The organism is Nocardioides gilvus, assembly GCF_003194605.1.
Lineage (GTDB): Bacteria > Actinomycetota > Actinomycetes > Propionibacteriales > Nocardioidaceae > Nocardioides > Nocardioides gilvus.
In genome coordinates this window covers 22,543-37,822 of the sequence record NZ_QHKY01000007.1, presented here as the reverse complement: position 1 = coordinate 37,822, position 15,280 = coordinate 22,543, and the positions used below count along the sequence as shown (strand labels likewise).

Sequence of the window (15,280 nt, the reverse complement as noted above, 5' to 3'; positions counted from 1 at the left end):
TCGCACCGCGGTGCTCTGCGGGCTAGTGAAAGTTATCACAAGGTCCTGGACGGGCGGAAAACGCCCCGTCCGAATCACTCGTGGACGGAGTGCTCCGCCGGCTTCAGTTGGGGGGTGGGCATCCGCGGCAACAGGAACGTCAAGGTGATCACGGCTACCCCCGCGGCCAACAGCGCCCAGGTCAGCGCGGGCCCGCTGTAGAGGCTGATCAGGACGGCACCGAAACTGATCAGCGCGGCCCACAACCACATGATGAAGACGGCCCGGCGCTGCGAGTGGCCGATCTCCAGCAGTCGGTGGTGGAGGTGCTCCTTGTCCGGCGCGAAGGGTGAGCGGCCCTGACGCGTCCGGCGTACGACGGCCAGCACCATGTCGGCCATCGGCACGACGAGCAGCGAGACGGGGAGGAGCAACGGCAGCAGGACCGCCCATCCCGGGTTGGCCCCCTCCCGACCGAACGCGATCTCCGAACCGTCGAACTGTCCGGTCAGGGTCAACGCGCTCGCCGAGAGGACCAGACCGATCAACATCGAACCCGAGTCCCCCATGAAGAGTCTGGCGGGGTGGAAGTTGTGCGGCAGGAAGCCCGCGCAGGCGCCGGCCAGCGCAGCGCTCAGGAGCGCGCCCGTGGTGGCCAGGGTGACTCCGTTGATGTCGGAGAGCTGGTAGCAGAACAGGAAACAGGCGGCGGCACCGATGCCCACGACGCCGGAGGCCAGTCCGTCGAGCCCGTCGACCATGTTGACCGCATTGACCGTCGACACGACGAGGAGCACGGTCAACAGCGCTCCCTCCGAGCTGGAGAGCGCGAACTGTTCCCCCTGACCATTGGGGAAGAAGTAGAACTTCACCCCGAACGCGACCAGGAGCCCGGCGGCCAACACCTGCCCACCGAACTTCGTCAGGGCATCGATGTCGAAGACGTCGTCCAGCACGCCGACCGCACAGATCAGCGACCCTGCGATCAACACTGCGGCGGCGTCGCGGAAGACGAAGGGGTCACTGCCCGAGAGGAAGGGCAACTCCCGGGCCACGAACCAGGCCGCCCACAGCCCTCCCAGCATCGCCAGGCCCCCGAGGTAGGGGATCGGCTCCGCGTGGACGTCACGGTCGCGGACCTGGGCGACGGCGCCCGTACGGATCGCGATGTCGCGCGCGATGACCGTGAGGAGGTACGTCGAGGCTGCTGCGACGGTGAAGACCAGGAGGAACTCGCGCATCAGGCCTTCTCGGTGTCCTCTTGAGCAGGCGCGACCTCGGCATCGGGATCGTCCGCGGACTCGGGGTCCGTCTGGGCGGCGTACGGGGCCTCGGCCGGGGTCTCGGGCACCACGCCCTCACCGACGAGCATGACGGCGAGCGGATCGAGGACCTCGCGCAGGGCAGCCACTCCCACCGCGCCCACGCGCAGCACGCGACAGCTCTTGCCGGTGACGTCAACGATGGTGGAGGGGTCCGCGCCCGGCGTACGACCTGCGTCGACGACCACCGCAACGGATTCGCCCAGCATGGCGGTCGCCTCGTCGGCGTCGCGGGCCGCAGGCTCTCCGCTCAGGTTGGCAGAGCTGACTGCCAGGGGGCCGGTCCGCTCCAGGATGCCGAGCGCAATCTCGTGATCGGGCATGCGTACCGCGACCGTGCCGCGGGTCTCCCCCAGGTCCCACTTCAACGACGCCTGTTGGCGGCAGACCAGCGTGAGCGGGCCCGGCCAGAACGCCGAGACCAGGGCGCGCGCGTACTCCGGCACCTCGGTCGCGAGGGCGTCCAGGGTGGTGGCGCTGCTGACCAGCACCGGAGGCGGCATGTCGCGTCCGCGCCCCTTCGCCGCGAGCAGCGCCGTGACCGCGCTCGCGTCGAACGCATCGGCACCAATGCCGTAGACGGTGTCGGTGGGGATCACGACCAGTTCGCCCCGACGGACTGCCTGGGTCGCAGCCTCCATGGCCTCGTCGCGTTCGGTCTCGGTTCCGGTGCTCAGTTGCATGGTGCTCATCGTGCCAGTCGGGCCGTGAGGAAGCGCGCACGACCGGCAAGATCTCGATGGTCGTGCACCTCGCTCCACCTTCCGGCGGTCACGAAGATGCCGGGGGCACTCGCCCCCTGGACATCGGCGTGCTCAGCTCCCACCACTCCCCCGGGCCGGAGCAGCAGAGCGGCCCGACGCTCCAGGACCCGCAGCGCGTCCAGGCCGTCCTGGCCCGAGAAGAGAGCCAGGTGCGGGTCGTGGTCACGGGCTTCGCTCGCCACCGACTCCCAGGCCTCGAGGGGGATGTAGGGCGGATTGCAGACCACGACGTCGACCGTCCCGTCCAGCTCGGGAAAGGCATCCGCCATGTCTCCTTGGCGCAGGTCGACGCCGGTGCTGCGGAGATTGCGCTCCGCCCACCCGTACGCAGGCTCGTCCAGTTCGACGGCGTGCACGCGTGCGCTCGGCACCTCGTGGGCCACCGCCTTGGCGATCGCCCCCGAGCCGGTGCAGAGGTCGACGACCACCGGGGCCTCGAGGCCCTGGCAGGCCTCGATTGCCCAGCCGGCAAGGAGCTCGGTCTCGGGTCGCGGCACGAAGACTCCCGGCCCCACCTCGAGCTCGACGTGTCGGAAGTAGGCGCGCCCCGTGAGGTGCTGGAGTGGGATTCGGGTGGCACGCCGATGGACGAGCTCGTCCATCTGCACGACCTGGCCTGCAGTGAGCTCATCGAGCAGTGTCAGGTTTCCCAGGCTGCGCCCGGTCACGTGGGAGAGCAACAGGTTGACGTCGAACTCTGGGGACTCGACTCCGCCTGCGGCGAGGAGGTCAGCCCATGCACGTCGCTGGGCAGCGAGGGCTGCGCGCCGAGGCGACATCGCTGTCAGTCCTCGAGCGCCGCGAGGCGGGTCGTCAGGTCGGCCTTCACGCACGACTCGATGACGGGCTCGAGCGCGCCGTCGAGCACCTGGTCCAGGTTGTAGGACTTGTAGCCGGTGCGGTGGTCCGAGATCCGGTTCTCCGGGTAGTTGTAGGTGCGGATCCGCTCCGACCTGTCCACCGTACGCACCTGGGAGCGCCGCGCATCCGAGGCCTCCGCGTCAGCCGCGTCCTGGGCAACCTGCATCATCCGGGCCCGCAGGATGCGCATGGCCTGCTCCTTGTTCTGGAGCTGGCTCTTCTCGTTCTGGCAACTGGCCACGATGCCGGTCGGGACGTGGGTGATCCGGACCGCCGAGTCGGTCGTGTTGACACTCTGGCCGCCGGGGCCCGAGCTGCGGTAGACGTCGATGCGCAGGTCGTTCTCGTCGATCGAGAACTCGACCTGCTCGGTCTCCGGCATCACCAGAACGCCGGCCGCCGAGGTGTGGACACGACCTTGGGACTCGGTCACCGGCACTCGCTGGACGCGATGCACTCCGCCCTCGAACTTGAGCAGGGCGTAGGGGGCACGACCGGGCTCGGAGACTCCCCGGGCCTTGACCGCCACGGTGACCGACTTGTAGCCACCAAGGTCGGAGTGGGCCGCGTCGATGATCTCGACGCCCCACCCACAGGTCTCCGCATAGCGGGTGTACATGCGCAGCAGGTCACCGGCGAAGAGCGCCGACTCCTCACCCCCCTCCCCCGACTTGATCTCGAGCAGCGCGTCCTTGGAGTCGGTGGGGTCCCGCGGCACCAACAGGTGGCGGAGTCGTTCCTCGGCAACCGGCAGACGAGCGGTGAGCGACTCTGCTTCCAGGGCGAAGTCGGCGTCGTCACCAGCGAGCTCGGTGGCAGCCGCAAGGTCGTCGATGATGCCGTTCATCTCGCGCCAGGCGGCGATCACGGCGGAGAGCTCGGCATAGCGCTGGTTCAACTGCTTGGCCAGGCGTTGGTCGGCGTGGGTCTCCGGCGCCCCGAGGCGCTGCTCGATGTCAGCGTGCTCAGCGAGCAGACCGTCGATGGCCTCGAACACTGGTTCTCCTTGGCACGGTGGTGCGGACTCCCGACCGGACCGTCAGGAGAAATGAACGGACGCCGGCCCCCACCTCAGTGGGAACCGGCGTCCGGACAGAACTACTTCTTGCCGTAGCGGGCCTCGAAGCGGGCCACGCGGCCGCCGGTGTCGAGGATCTTCTGCTTACCGGTGTAGAACGGGTGGCACTGCGAGCAGACGTCGGCGCGGAGCGTGCCGGAAGTCGCGGTGCTGCGGGTGGTGAAGGTCGCGCCGCAGGTGCAGGTGACCTCGGTCGTGACGTACTCCGGGTGGATGTCCTTCTTCATGTCATTCCTCTCGAGGTCGCCGGGTCGTGCCGCCTGATGCAGCACGTGAACCGGTACCGAGGGTCAATTCTGCCACTGGGTGCCACACCCGACCCAATCCGGGGCCGGGCACGCCGCTCAGCGGTTGAGAAGAGCCTCGACCCGGGCCGCCAACTCCCTCGGACTGAAGGGCTTGGTGATGTAGTCGTCGGCGCCTGAGTCGAACCCCGTCTCGCGGTCGGACTCCTGGGCGCGAGCAGTCAGCAGGATCACCGGAAGGTCCGCCAGAGCAGGGTCGTTGCGGATCACCCGGACGGCCTCAAGACCGGACATGCCGGGCATCATCACGTCGAGGACGGCCAGGTCCGGACGGCGACGCTGTACCTCTTCCACCGCGGAAGCGCCGTCAGCCACAGCGACGACTTCGTGACCCATGGTCGACAGCTTGAACTCGACCAACTCCCGGATGTCCACGTCGTCATCTGCAACGAGGATGTGTGCCATGTTCAGTTCGACCCTTCGCAAATGATGGTGAGAGCAGCCTAAGAGGGATCGGCCCTGTGCGGGGCAATATCCGGGAGCGAGAGCGATCACCTCCCTCCGCTTACCGGATATTCGGTATGCGAAGGGAGGTGGCGGCTCACTGGTTCAGCGCTTGGCCAGTTCCGAGACGTCGGCCTGCTGGACCTTGGACAGGAATTCGACGTTGTTCCTGGTGCGCGACATCCGCCCCAGCACCGACTCCAGAGCAGGCAGCGCGTCGACGTCCATCAAGGCCGTACGCAACTTGAGCAGGATGGCCTGTTCCTCCTCGCCGAGGAGGTGCTCCTCGCGCCGGGTCGACGAACCGACCACGTCGACGGGCGGGAAGAGCCGACGCGCGGCAAGCTCTCCGCGCAGCACCAGCTCCATGTTGGCCGTGCCGGCGAACTCCTCGAAGATGGCGTCGTCCGCGGAGGACCCCGTCTCGACGATCGCGGTGGCGAGGATGGTCAGTGAGCCACCGTCCTCCACGTTGCGCGCCGCACCGAAGAGCTGTTTGGCGGGATGCAGTGCGGCGGAGTCGACACCGCCGTGCAGCACCTTTCCGGTCGCCGGGACCACGGTGCTGTAGGCCCGACCCAGACTCGTCAGGGAGTCCATCAGGACGACGACGTCGTGGCCCAGCTCGACCAGCCGCTTCGCCCGCTCCACGGCGAGCTCGGCGATCAGGATGTGGTCACTGGCCGGGCGGTCGAACGTCGAGGCGATGACTTCGCCGCGGATCGAGCGCTGGTAGTCGGTGACCTCCTCAGGGCGCTCGTCGATCAGCACCACCATCAGGTGGCACTCCGGGTTGTTGGCACTGATCGAACTGGCGATCGCCCCCATGACCTCGGTCTTGCCCGAGCGTGGCGGCGCCACGACAAGTCCGCGTTGTCCCTTGCCGATCGGGGCCGCGATGTCGATCACCCGACCGAGGGTGTTGGAGCTGTCGGTCTCCAGACGAAGCCGCTCAGCGGGGTGGATCGGCGTGAAGTCGGCAAACTCGGGGCGCTCCTGGGCAGCGTCCGGCTCGACGCCGTTGACCGTGTCGATACGGACCATCGGGTTGAACTTCTCCCGACGCTCCCCCTCACGCGGATGACGCACCTGCCCGACGAGCGCGTCCCCGCGGCGCAGGCCGTACTTGCGGACCATCGACAGCGAGAGGTAGACGTCGTCGGCTCCCGGCAGGTAGCCACTGGTGCGGACGAAGGCGTAGTTGTCGAGGACGTCGAGGATCCCTGCAGCGGGCACGAGGACGTCGTCCTCGAGGATGGTGGTGTCGGGCTCGTTGCGGGCGCCCGTTCGACCGCCAGTACGTTCGCGACCGCGGCGGCGGCGATTGCGGCGACTGCCACCCTCGTCGTCGAAGTCATCGTCGTCCTGCTGGCGTGCCTGGTCCTGACGCCCCTGGTCCTGCTGGCGGTTCTGGTCCTGGCGGTTCTGGTCCTGTCGGTTCTGGTCCTGTCGGTTCTGCTTGCCCTGCTGATCCTGCTTGCCCTGGCCGGACTGCTCCTGCTGATCCTGCTTGCCCTGACCGGACTGCTCCTGCTTGGCCTGCTTGTTGCCCTGGCCGGACTGCTCCTGCTTGGCCTGCTTGTTGCCCTGACCCTGCTTGTTGCCCTGACCCTGCTTGCCCTGGCCGGACTGCTCCTGCTTGCCCTGGCCGGACGACTCCTGCTTGTCCTGTCGAGCGGACCTGGCGGACTTGGCGCCCTGCTCCTGACCGGATGACCCTGCGCCGTCTGAACGCTCCGCTGCCTGGGCCTCGCCTTCCTGTGGTGCGCGCACCGGACGCTGACGGGTGCGTTGCGTCGTACGGACCCGGGGCTTGTCCCCGGCGCTCGAGTCGCCGCCACCGTCGGCGGCGGCGGACTCCTGCGCCCCGTCAGCGGGAGCAGTCTTCTCCCCCTCGGATGTCGGGGCCTTCCTGGCCTGCTCCACCTTCGCTGCCGCACGCTGGGGCGCGCCGGCGGCATGGCTGTCCTGATGGGCCTTGATGGCCTCGATCAGCTGTGCCTTCTTCATGGACCCGGCCCCGGCGATGCCGATACCGCCAGCCACCGCCTTGAGATCGGCGAGGAGCATGCTGTTGATGCTTGCGGCCCGCTTCTTGGCGGGCGGCGGGGTGGTGGATCCGGTGGTGGTTTCGCTCACGAGAGCCCTTCCCACGTTCAGTGCCGACGGTGGAGGTCGGCTCACGTCAAGTCTCTGCTCCGGAACCGCTCACCACGGGTGGTGCCCGCGTGCGGCGGAAGGAAAGAGGTCACCCGCGATGAGGACATCAGAATCGGGTGGGTACGCCGAGTGGCGCGCGCTCACGCTACCACCGCTCACGCCCAGGGCGCTGGGCCGTCCCGGGCATGTCATCGCCGGGTCATTCCACCCGGGCGCCGTCCTGGTCGATCAACAGGTGACGCGTCGCCCATCCCGCAGGACTGCGTTGGATCAACTCGTCCACCGACCCCAGGTCGGTCAACGCCAACACCGTCGGTCCGGCGCCCGAGACGACGGCCGGGAACCCGTCGGCACGCAACTGCCGGATGAGCGCCAGGGACTCCGGCATCGCCGGCTCGCGGTAATCCTGGTGCAGCTTGTCCTCGGTCGCGGTGAGCAGCCAGTCCGGCCGACTCGAGAGCGCGGCCACCAGCAGAGCCGCACGTCCAGCGTTGGCCGCGGCCGCCGCGTGGGGAACACTGCTCGGGAGCAACCCGCGAGCCACCTTCGTCGCCACCGGCTCGGTGGGCACGAAGGTCACGGTGGTGACGCGCGGGTCGACCGGCATCTTCAGCGCGAACCATCGCCCGTTGTCGTCACCCGCGATCGTGAATCCGCCGTACATCGCCGGGGCGACGTTGTCGGGGTGTCCCTCCAGGCCTGCCGCAAGCCGGAAGATGGCGTCGTCGTCGAGGAGCAGCTGGCCACCAGCGACCATGGCGCGGGCCAGCACCAGACCGCCCACGATCGCGGCGGAGGAGGAGCCCATGCCACGGGTGTGCGGGATGACGTTCTTGCACTCGAGGGTGAAACCCTGGGGCTCCGTGCCCATCGCACGGAAGCCCATCCGCATGGCGCGTACGACGAGGTGGGACTCGTCGCGCGGCACGTCCTCGGCGCCGCACCCGCGTACGTCGACCTCGATGCCCCCTGCGGTCACCTCGGCGGTGAGCTCGTCACGCGAGGAGAGGGCGAGGCCGAGCGCGTCGAACCCCGGTCCGAGGTTGGCGGAGGTGGCCGGCACGCTGACGGTGACCGGCCCCTCGACGAACGGCGCCACGCCTCAGGCCAGTCCGGCCGCAGCAGCTGCCGCGTCGACGTCGGCGTCGACGACCACGTCGACCAGAGGACCGAAGCCCTCCAGCGCGGTGGCGGTGTCCTTGAGCCCGTTGCCGGTCACGGTGATCACGATGCGCTTGCCGGAGAAGTCCTCGCCGGCAGCGACAGCCTTGAGCAGGCCCGCCACACCGATGGCCGATGCCGGCTCGACGAAGACACCGTCGTGGGCGGCGAGGTCGCGCTGGGCAGCCAGGATGTCGTCGTCGCTGATCGCCGCGAAGCTTCCTCCCGACTCCTCCTTGGCGGTGACCGCAAGGTCCCACGAAGCCGGGTTGCCGATGCGGATCGCCGTCGCCTTGGTCTCGGGGTCGGCGACCGGCGCACCGTGGACGAGAGGGGCAGCACCTTCGGCCTGGAAACCGCGCATCACCGGCCGGCGGGTGGACCTGCCGGCCTTCTCGTACTCGCTGTAGCCCATCCAGTACGCGGCGATGTTGCCGGCATTGCCCACCGGGAGGAAGTGCAGGTCCGGGGCGTCGCCCAGGAAGTCGATGATCTCGAAGGCGGCGGTCTTCTGCCCCTGGAGGCGGGCCGGGTTGACCGAGTTGACCAGCGCCACCGGGTACTTCTCGCTCAACTCCCGCGCCATCGTGAGGCAGTCGTCGAAGTTGCCGCGGACCATGATGATCTGACCACCGTGCACGATCGCCTGGGCCATCTTGCCGGCCGCGATCTTGCCCTCGGGCACGAGGACCAGCGGCTTGAGGCCAGCCTTGGCTGCGTACGCGGCCATCGAGGCCGATGTGTTGCCCGTGGAGGCGCAGACGACGGCCTTGGCCCCCTCGTGGACCGCCACCGAGATCGCGGTGGTCATGCCGCGGTCCTTGAAGGACCCGGTCGGGTTGTTGCCCTCGACCTTGAGCCAGACCTCGGCGCCGGTGAGCTCGGAGAGCCAGCCGGAGTCGACGATCGGGGTGCCGCCCTCACGCAGGGTGATGGCCTTCATGCCTGCGGGGATGTCCAGGAGGTCCCGGTACTCCTCGATGACGCCCAACCACTGGTGCACTGTCATTCCGACTCTCCTTCGACGCGCATCACCGAGGTGACCTCGCGAACGATCTCCATGCCCCGCAACTGTTCGACGGTGGCACTCAACTGGGCGTCCGTGGCCTGGTGGGAGACCACGACGAGCTGTGCTTCGTCACCGCGGCCCTCCTGTCGGACGATCTGGATCGAGACGTCGTTGTCTGCGAAGGCCTGGGCAACCGCGGCGAGCACGCCCGCGCGGTCCTGCACGTCGATGGCGACGTGGTAGCGCGTGACGGTCTGACCCATCGGGAGGATCTCGCGCTCGGCGTAGGCCGACTCGCCCACGCCGGTGGTGTCGTGGAGCCGGTTGCGTGCCACCGTGACGAGGTCTCCCAGCACGGCTGAAGCGGTGGGAGAACCACCCGCACCCGGGCCGTAGAACATCAACTGGCCGGCAGCCTCGGACTCGACGAAGACTGCGTTGTACGCCTCACGGACGCTCGCCAGTGGGTGCGAGCGCGGGATCATCGCCGGGTGCACGCGCACGGCCACCTGGTCGTCGCGCAGCTCGGCGATGGCCAGCAGCTTGACCACGGCGTCCATGTCGCGGGCCGAGGCGATGTCCGCAGCCGTGACCTCCGAGATGCCTTCGCGGTGCACGTCGCCGACGGTGACCCGCGTGTGGAAGGCCAGGCTCGCCAGGATGGCGGCCTTGGCAGCCGCGTCGAACCCCTCGACGTCGGCGGTGGGATCAGCCTCCGCGAAGCCCAGCTCCTGGGCCTCCTCGAGGGCATCGGTGAACCCCGCGCCCGAGGTGTCCATCTTGTCGAGGATGAAGTTGGTGGTGCCGTTGACGATCCCCAGGACACGGGTGACCCGGTCACCGGCCAGCGACTCGCGCAACGGACGCAGGATCGGAATGGCACCCGCCACCGCGGCCTCGTAGTAGAGGTCCCGCTCGGCCTTGGCGGCAGCCTCGAAGAGCGTCGGACCGTCCTCGGCCAGGAGCGCCTTGTTGGCGGTGACCACGGACGCCCCGTTGGCCAGGGCCGCGAGGATCAGGGTGCGGGCGGGCTCGATGCCGCCGATGACCTCGACCACGACGTCCACGTCGGCGCGGGAGACCAGGGCCTCGGCATCGGTGGTGAGCAGCTCTGGCGCCACCTCCACCTCGCGCGGCGCGTCGAGTCGGCGTACGGCCACGCCGACCAACTCCACCGGGGCACCCACCCGCGCCTCGAGGTCGCCGGCCTGCTCCGTCAGGAGCCGAACCACCTGGGACCCCACCGAGCCACAGCCCAGCAACGCCACCTTCAACGACTTCTTGCTCATGCTCCACCCACGTCGGTTGCCAACAGATCTTCCTCAGTCTCACGGCGCACGACCACGCGTGTCGCCCCGTCCCGCACGGCGATCACAGGGGGTCGCAGCGCATGGTTGTAGTTGGATGCCATCGAACGGCAGTAGGCACCGGTCGCCGGGACCGCCACCAGGTCGCCCGCGGTCACGTCGCCGGGCAGGAACTCGTCCTTGACCACGATGTCACCTGCCTCGCAGTGCTTGCCGACCACCCGTGTCAGGCGTGGCTCGGCGTCGGAGGCGCGGTTGGCCACGGTGCAGGAGTAGTCCGCGTCGTACAACGCGGTCCGGATGTTGTCACTCATCCCGCCGTCGACGCTGACGTAGAGGCGGCTTGCTCCCCCGTCGAGCGCGACGTCCTTGACCGTGCCGACGGTGTAGACGGTGCACATCGACGGACCCACGATGGCGCGGCCGGGCTCGATCGAGAGTCGCGGCGCCTCGATGCCCAGCCCGCGACACTCGTGGGCGACGATCTCGCTCATCTCACCGGCCAGGTTCTCCGGGGTCGAGGGGTCGTCCTGCGTCGTGTAGGCGATGCCGAAGCCACCGCCCAGGTCCATCTCGGGCATGACGACGCCCAGATCGTTGACCACGCGGGCGTGCAGTGCGAGGACCCGACGAGCGGCGACCTCGAACCCGGACGAGTCGAAGATCTGACTGCCGATGTGCGAGTGCAGGCCGAGCAGGTGCACCCCCGGTGCGGCGCTCAGGCGGCTGACCCCTTCGAAGGCGTCGCCCGAGGTGATCGAGAAACCGAACTTCTGGTCCTCGTGGGCAGTGGCGATGTACTCGTGGGTGTGCGCCTCGACGCCAGCAGTGACCCGCACCATGACCCGTACAGGGCTGGCCTGTTGCTCCTCGACCGGGCGGGCGGTCGCAAGGGCCACGACGCGCTCGATCTCGTCGAAGGAGTCGACGATGATGCGGCCGACACCGAGCTCGACGGCACGGGCCAACTCGGCGACCGTCTTGTTGTTGCCGTGGTAGCCGACGCGGGCCATGTCGAAGCCTGCCCGCTGGGCCACGAGGAGCTCGCCGGCGCTGCAGACGTCGAGGCAGAGGCCTTCCTCGGCGATCCACCGAGCGGTGGTCGTGCTCAGGAAGGCCTTGCCTGCGTAGTAGACGTCGTAGTCGGCGAAGGCGTCGCGGAAGGCCGCAGCGCGGCCTCGGAAGTCGACCTCGTCGAGGACGTACGCCGGAGAGCCGTGCTCGGCAACCAGGTCGGTCAGCGCGACGCCACCGATCTCCAGGACACCGTCGACCTTGCGTGCCGTGCTGGACCACAGCGGAGTGACGAGGGCATTGGGGTCGGCGGGCTCGCGCAGCCAGGAAGGTCCGCGCAGCGCCCCGGACGCGTGGGCCCACCCGGCCTCGTGGGTGGCGCTCACATCCGCTCCGGGGCGGAGACGCCGAGGAGGTCGAGACCGTTGGCCAGGACCGTACGGGTGGCAGCCACCAGCAGCAGGCGGGCTCGGTGCAGGTCGCCCGGCTCCTCGTCGCCCATCGGCAGTACGCGACACGAGTCGTAGAACCGGTGGTAGGTGCCGGCGAGGTCCTCGAGGTAACGCGCGACCCGGTGCGGTTCGCGCAGCTCGGCCGCGCTCGCGATGACCCGCGGGAATTCGGCGAGGGCGCGGATCAGCTCGCCCTCCTTCTCGTGGGAGAGCAGCGTGGGGTCGAAGTCGTCCCCGGCCGGCGCCAGACCCAGGTCCGCGCCGTTGCGCAGCAGCGAAGCCACTCGGGCGTGCGCGTACTGGACGTAGTAGACGGGGTTGTCGTTGCCGGCCTTGGCCCACAGGTCCAGGTCCAGGTCGATGTTGGAGTCCGAGCTGTAGCGGGCCAGGGCGTAACGGGCCGCGTCGACCCCGATGGCGCTCACCAGGTCGTCGATCGTGACCACGGTGCCGGCCCTCTTGGACATCCGCATCGGCTGGCCGTCGCGAAGCAGGTTGACCATCTGGCCGATCAGGATCTCCAGGTTGGTGCCAGGAGTGTCACCGAACGCGGCGCACATCGCCATCATCCGACCCACGTAGCCGTGGTGGTCGGCGCCCAACATGATGAAGCAACGGTCGAAGCCGCGTTCACGCTTGTCGAGGTAGTAGGCCAGGTCCCCGGAGAGGTAGGCGCCTTGACCGTCGGACTTGATGATCACGCGGTCCTTGTCGTCACCGAACTTCTCGGTGGCCAGCCAGATCGCGCCGTCCTTCTCGTAGGTGTTGCCGAGCTCGCCGAGCTTGGCGACCGCACGGTCGACGGCGCCGGACCTGTGCAGCGTGTCCTCGTGGAAGTAGACGTCGAAGTCGACGCCGAAGTCGTGAAGGCTCTGACGGATCTCGGCGAACATCATCTCGACGCCCACGGCTCGGAAGATCTCCTGCGCGGTCTCGGAGTCCTGCTCCAGCGCGTCGGGGCGCTGGGCCAGGACTGCTCCCGCGATGTCGTGGATGTACTGCCCGCCGTAGCCGTCCTCCGGGGTCGGCTCACCCTTGGCAGCGGCGAGCAGTGACCCGCTGAAGCGGTCGATCTGCCCGCCGTGATCGTTGAAGTAGTACTCGCGGGTGACCTCGGCGCCGGTCTTGGTGAAGATCCGGCCGAGCGCGTCACCGACCGCCGCCCAACGGACGCCTCCGATGTGGATCGGCCCGGTCGGGTTGGCGGAGACGAACTCCAGGTTGATCTTCTCGCCCGCGAAGGTGTCGGAGCTGCCGTACGCCGCACCGGCGGCCACGATGTCTGCCGCGACCTGGCCCTGCGCGCCGGCATCGACGGAGATGTTCAGGAAGCCCGGACCTGCGATCTCGACGCCGGAAATGCCGGCATCGGCCTCGAGCCCGGCCTTCACCAACTCGGCGAGGGCCCGGGGGTTGGTGCCGGCCTTCTTCGCCAGTTGCAGCGCGACGTTGGTCGCGTAGTCGCCGTGCCCCTTCTGCCGGGGTCGCTCCACCGTCACGTCGGTCGGCACACCGTCGGGCAAAGTGAGCGCGCCGTCGGTGGCGAGTCCGTTGAGGACGTCGACGATCAGGGAGGAGAGATGCTCGGGGGTCACCGCACCAGCCTATCCGCGCGGAGCCTGTGGCCTGACATCGGTTTCACCCCTCGTGACCTGACCCCGCCACCGGTGGCGCCCCACGCCCGGCAAGCGGGGCAGTTTCGCTCGCTCGACCGATGCCCGGTAGTCTTCTGGGCGCTACGGGCCCCCGTAGCTCAGGGGATAGAGCGCCGCCCTCCGGAGGCGGAAGCGCAGGTTCGAATCCTGCCGGGGGTACCCAACGCCGAGAGCCGGACCAGAGATGGTCCGGCTCTCGTCATTTCATTGTGCCAACAGGTTCAGCAGCGCTTGATCGTCGCGTCATTGCGGGCGTCGTTGCCGTAGCGCCGTGCCGCTGCGGTGTCGGGGAAGACCACGCTGGCCGCCCCGGCCTGACCGATGCCGCCCTGGATCACGCAGGTGGAGATCTTGCGTGACTTCACCGTCCCGATCGCCTGCGCGATCCGGAACATCTCGGCCGGCGAGGCGTCCGTGGACGTGTGCTTGAGCACCGCCGCGACGCCTCCCTCGATGAAGCCCGGCCTGGCCTGCTTCTCCACGATCTTGGCGTGGATGCCGCGCATCACCCGCTGCTGGTTGGCGGACCGGCCGAAGTCGCCATCCCTGAGACCCTTGCGGATCCGCGAGAACGCCATCGCGTCGTACCAGCCGAGACTGATCCTCCCGCCCCTGAACCCTTCACGCTTCAGGTTGGGGTCGGAGAACGGATACGGGTTGTTGACGGTGATGTTCCCGATCTCGCGGACCATGCCCTCGAGACCTTCGAACCGCGTCACCATCACATAGTCGGGCTCGATGCCGATCAGTTGCTCCACCGCGCGCGCCTGGAGTTGCGGACCCCCGCGCACCATGGCCGCGTTGATCCTGTCCCGGCCGTACCCAGGGATGTTGACGTAGGAGTCACGAGCCATGCCGATCGCGGTGGCGGCTCCGGTGTCGGCGTGGATGCCGACCAGCTGCAGTGCGTCGGCCCGAGTTCTGGTCATGTTCTCCCCCGGCCTGGCATCCGAACCGATCGCCAGGATCCAGATGACGTCAGGACTCAGGTCCACCTGGTGGGCCCGTTCCACCTTGACGAGGTTGACGCGGGTGGGCGCCACCTCGGGCTCCGGGACAGCGATCACCACGAGCGCCAGGACCAGCGCGAGCAGTGGCGTACGTACGAGGGCGCGGGTCCGGAGGTGTCCCCGCATCGTGGCCGACCGGACTCTCATCGTTCCTCCTGGGTGAGGTCGTAGCCGAAGATCTTCCAACCACCCTTGGCGGGGGACAACATGACGCGCCCCCGGACCAGGAAGGTGCTCTCCACCTCTCCGGTGGTCTCGTACCTCAGCAACACCCGGGCGGTGACTCCCTGGGCTCGACCCTTGTGGGCAAGCACGTCGTTGCGGACCACACGGCGATCGGCAGCGATGCTCTCCACCTGCTCGCTCACCGCAGCCGCCGAGGTGAGTTTCTTGTCCTTGCGCGCCTTCTTGGCTGCGTCGGGAGTGAAGCCACCCCAGGCCTCCTCCCCCACGGTCCGCGGGAACTCCCCGCCCACGAAGGCGTCGTCGAACCACGCATCGACGACTGCTGTCACCTGCTCACCCACCGCGTCGCGGCGCGCCTTCGGCAAGCGGCCCGCGACGTTCACCACCTTGGTCGAGGTGGCCAGCGGCGCAGGTGTCGCGACCTCGGCCGGCGGATCCTCCCGTGGCCCGGGTGCGGGATCGTCGCCGGAGCAGCCACTGAGGCTACCGATCAGTAGTGCCAGGCCCGCCACAGCGGCGCCAGGTCGAGTCCAACGAGGCCTCACAGGTCTCCCTTCCGCCTCTCGGCGCGTG

14 protein-coding genes and 1 tRNA gene are annotated in these 15,280 nt (G+C 68.7%); 1 reads left to right on the top strand and 14 read right to left on the bottom strand.

Annotated elements, in window-relative coordinates; all coding sequences use genetic code 11:
- Positions 1-74: 74 nt before the first annotated feature.
- From DNK52_RS15430 to argS, 12 genes are all read right to left on the bottom strand, one after another.
- Entirely contained in the window at positions 75-1,220 is a 1,146-nt protein-coding gene (locus tag DNK52_RS15430; protein ID WP_110241937.1) for an MraY family glycosyltransferase, read from the bottom strand.
- Entirely contained in the window at positions 1,220-1,993 is a 774-nt protein-coding gene (locus tag DNK52_RS15425; RefSeq protein ID WP_110241936.1) for an L-threonylcarbamoyladenylate synthase, read from the bottom strand. Before DNK52_RS15425 ends, DNK52_RS15430 begins: the two co-directional genes overlap by 1 nt.
- The gene (gene prmC, locus DNK52_RS15420; protein ID WP_110241935.1) at positions 1,990-2,844 is read right to left on the bottom strand and encodes a peptide chain release factor N(5)-glutamine methyltransferase; all 855 of its coding nucleotides are present in this window, start codon (positions 2,842-2,844) and stop codon (positions 1,990-1,992) included. The genes DNK52_RS15425 and prmC overlap by 4 nt, the downstream gene beginning before the upstream one ends.
- 5 nt (positions 2,845-2,849) lie before the next feature.
- Positions 2,850-3,923 (bottom strand): peptide chain release factor 1, encoded by a 1,074-nt coding sequence (prfA, locus tag DNK52_RS15415; protein WP_110241934.1) that lies wholly within the window; start codon positions 3,921-3,923, stop codon positions 2,850-2,852.
- Positions 3,924-4,024: 101 nt separating this feature from the next.
- A complete protein-coding gene (rpmE, locus tag DNK52_RS15410) occupies positions 4,025-4,231 on the bottom strand; it encodes a 50S ribosomal protein L31 (protein ID WP_110241933.1) in 207 nt (68 codons plus the stop codon).
- A gap of 117 nt (positions 4,232-4,348) precedes the next feature.
- Entirely contained in the window at positions 4,349-4,714 is a 366-nt protein-coding gene (locus DNK52_RS15405; RefSeq protein WP_110241932.1) for a response regulator transcription factor, read from the bottom strand.
- Between the two features lie 144 nt (positions 4,715-4,858).
- On the bottom strand, positions 4,859-6,892 hold the full coding sequence (gene rho, locus DNK52_RS15400) for a transcription termination factor Rho (protein WP_110241931.1): 2,034 nt from the start codon (positions 6,890-6,892) through the stop codon (positions 4,859-4,861).
- 220 nt (positions 6,893-7,112) lie between these two features.
- A complete protein-coding gene (gene thrB / locus DNK52_RS15395) occupies positions 7,113-8,012 on the bottom strand; it encodes a homoserine kinase (RefSeq protein WP_110241930.1) in 900 nt (299 codons plus the stop codon).
- Positions 8,013-8,015: 3 nt separating this feature from the next.
- Positions 8,016-9,083, bottom strand: coding sequence for a threonine synthase (thrC, locus tag DNK52_RS15390; protein WP_110241929.1), 1,068 nt, complete (start codon positions 9,081-9,083; stop codon positions 8,016-8,018).
- Positions 9,080-10,372 (bottom strand): homoserine dehydrogenase, encoded by a 1,293-nt coding sequence (locus tag DNK52_RS15385; protein WP_110241928.1) that lies wholly within the window; start codon positions 10,370-10,372, stop codon positions 9,080-9,082. Before DNK52_RS15385 ends, thrC begins: the two co-directional genes overlap by 4 nt.
- On the bottom strand, positions 10,369-11,790 hold the full coding sequence (lysA, locus tag DNK52_RS15380) for a diaminopimelate decarboxylase (RefSeq protein ID WP_110241927.1): 1,422 nt from the start codon (positions 11,788-11,790) through the stop codon (positions 10,369-10,371). The genes DNK52_RS15385 and lysA overlap by 4 nt, the downstream gene beginning before the upstream one ends.
- Positions 11,787-13,451 carry an arginine--tRNA ligase gene (argS, locus tag DNK52_RS15375; protein WP_110241926.1) on the bottom strand — a complete coding sequence of 555 codons (1,665 nt, stop codon included), beginning with the start codon at positions 13,449-13,451 and terminating at the stop codon, positions 11,787-11,789. The genes lysA and argS overlap by 4 nt, the downstream gene beginning before the upstream one ends.
- Positions 13,452-13,598: 147 nt before the next feature.
- Here argS and DNK52_RS15370 point away from each other — a divergent pair.
- Positions 13,599-13,670 (top strand) — tRNA-Arg (locus tag DNK52_RS15370).
- Positions 13,671-13,732: 62 nt separating this feature from the next.
- On the opposite strand, the gene DNK52_RS15365 is transcribed toward DNK52_RS15370, so the two are convergent.
- Positions 13,733-14,668 carry an LCP family protein gene (locus tag DNK52_RS15365; RefSeq protein WP_239455729.1) on the bottom strand — a complete coding sequence of 312 codons (936 nt, stop codon included), beginning with the start codon at positions 14,666-14,668 and terminating at the stop codon, positions 13,733-13,735.
- Positions 14,665-15,219, bottom strand: a complete 555-nt coding sequence (locus tag DNK52_RS15360) for a hypothetical protein (protein ID WP_110241925.1) — start codon at positions 15,217-15,219, stop codon at positions 14,665-14,667. The genes DNK52_RS15365 and DNK52_RS15360 overlap by 4 nt, the downstream gene beginning before the upstream one ends.
- Positions 15,220-15,280: the final 61 nt, after the last annotated feature.

What these genes read in the sequence shown, in the direction of transcription:
- DNK52_RS15430 (WP_110241937.1), bottom strand. Translation starts at nt 1,220, where the DNA reads ATGCGCGAGTTCCTCCTGGTCTTCACCGTCGCAGCAGCCTCGACGTAC.
- DNK52_RS15425 (WP_110241936.1), bottom strand. Translation starts at nt 1,993, where the DNA reads ATGAGCACCATGCAACTGAGCACCGGAACCGAGACCGAACGCGACGAG.
- prmC (WP_110241935.1), bottom strand. Translation starts at nt 2,844, where the DNA reads ATGTCGCCTCGGCGCGCAGCCCTCGCTGCCCAGCGACGTGCATGGGCT.
- rpmE (WP_110241933.1), bottom strand. Translation starts at nt 4,231, where the DNA reads ATGAAGAAGGACATCCACCCGGAGTACGTCACGACCGAGGTCACCTGC.
- DNK52_RS15405 (WP_110241932.1), bottom strand. Translation starts at nt 4,714, where the DNA reads ATGGCACACATCCTCGTTGCAGATGACGACGTGGACATCCGGGAGTTG.
- thrC (WP_110241929.1), bottom strand. Translation starts at nt 9,083, where the DNA reads ATGACAGTGCACCAGTGGTTGGGCGTCATCGAGGAGTACCGGGACCTC.
- DNK52_RS15385 (WP_110241928.1), bottom strand. Translation starts at nt 10,372, where the DNA reads ATGAGCAAGAAGTCGTTGAAGGTGGCGTTGCTGGGCTGTGGCTCGGTG.
- DNK52_RS15365 (WP_239455729.1), bottom strand. Translation starts at nt 14,668, where the DNA reads ATGAGAGTCCGGTCGGCCACGATGCGGGGACACCTCCGGACCCGCGCC.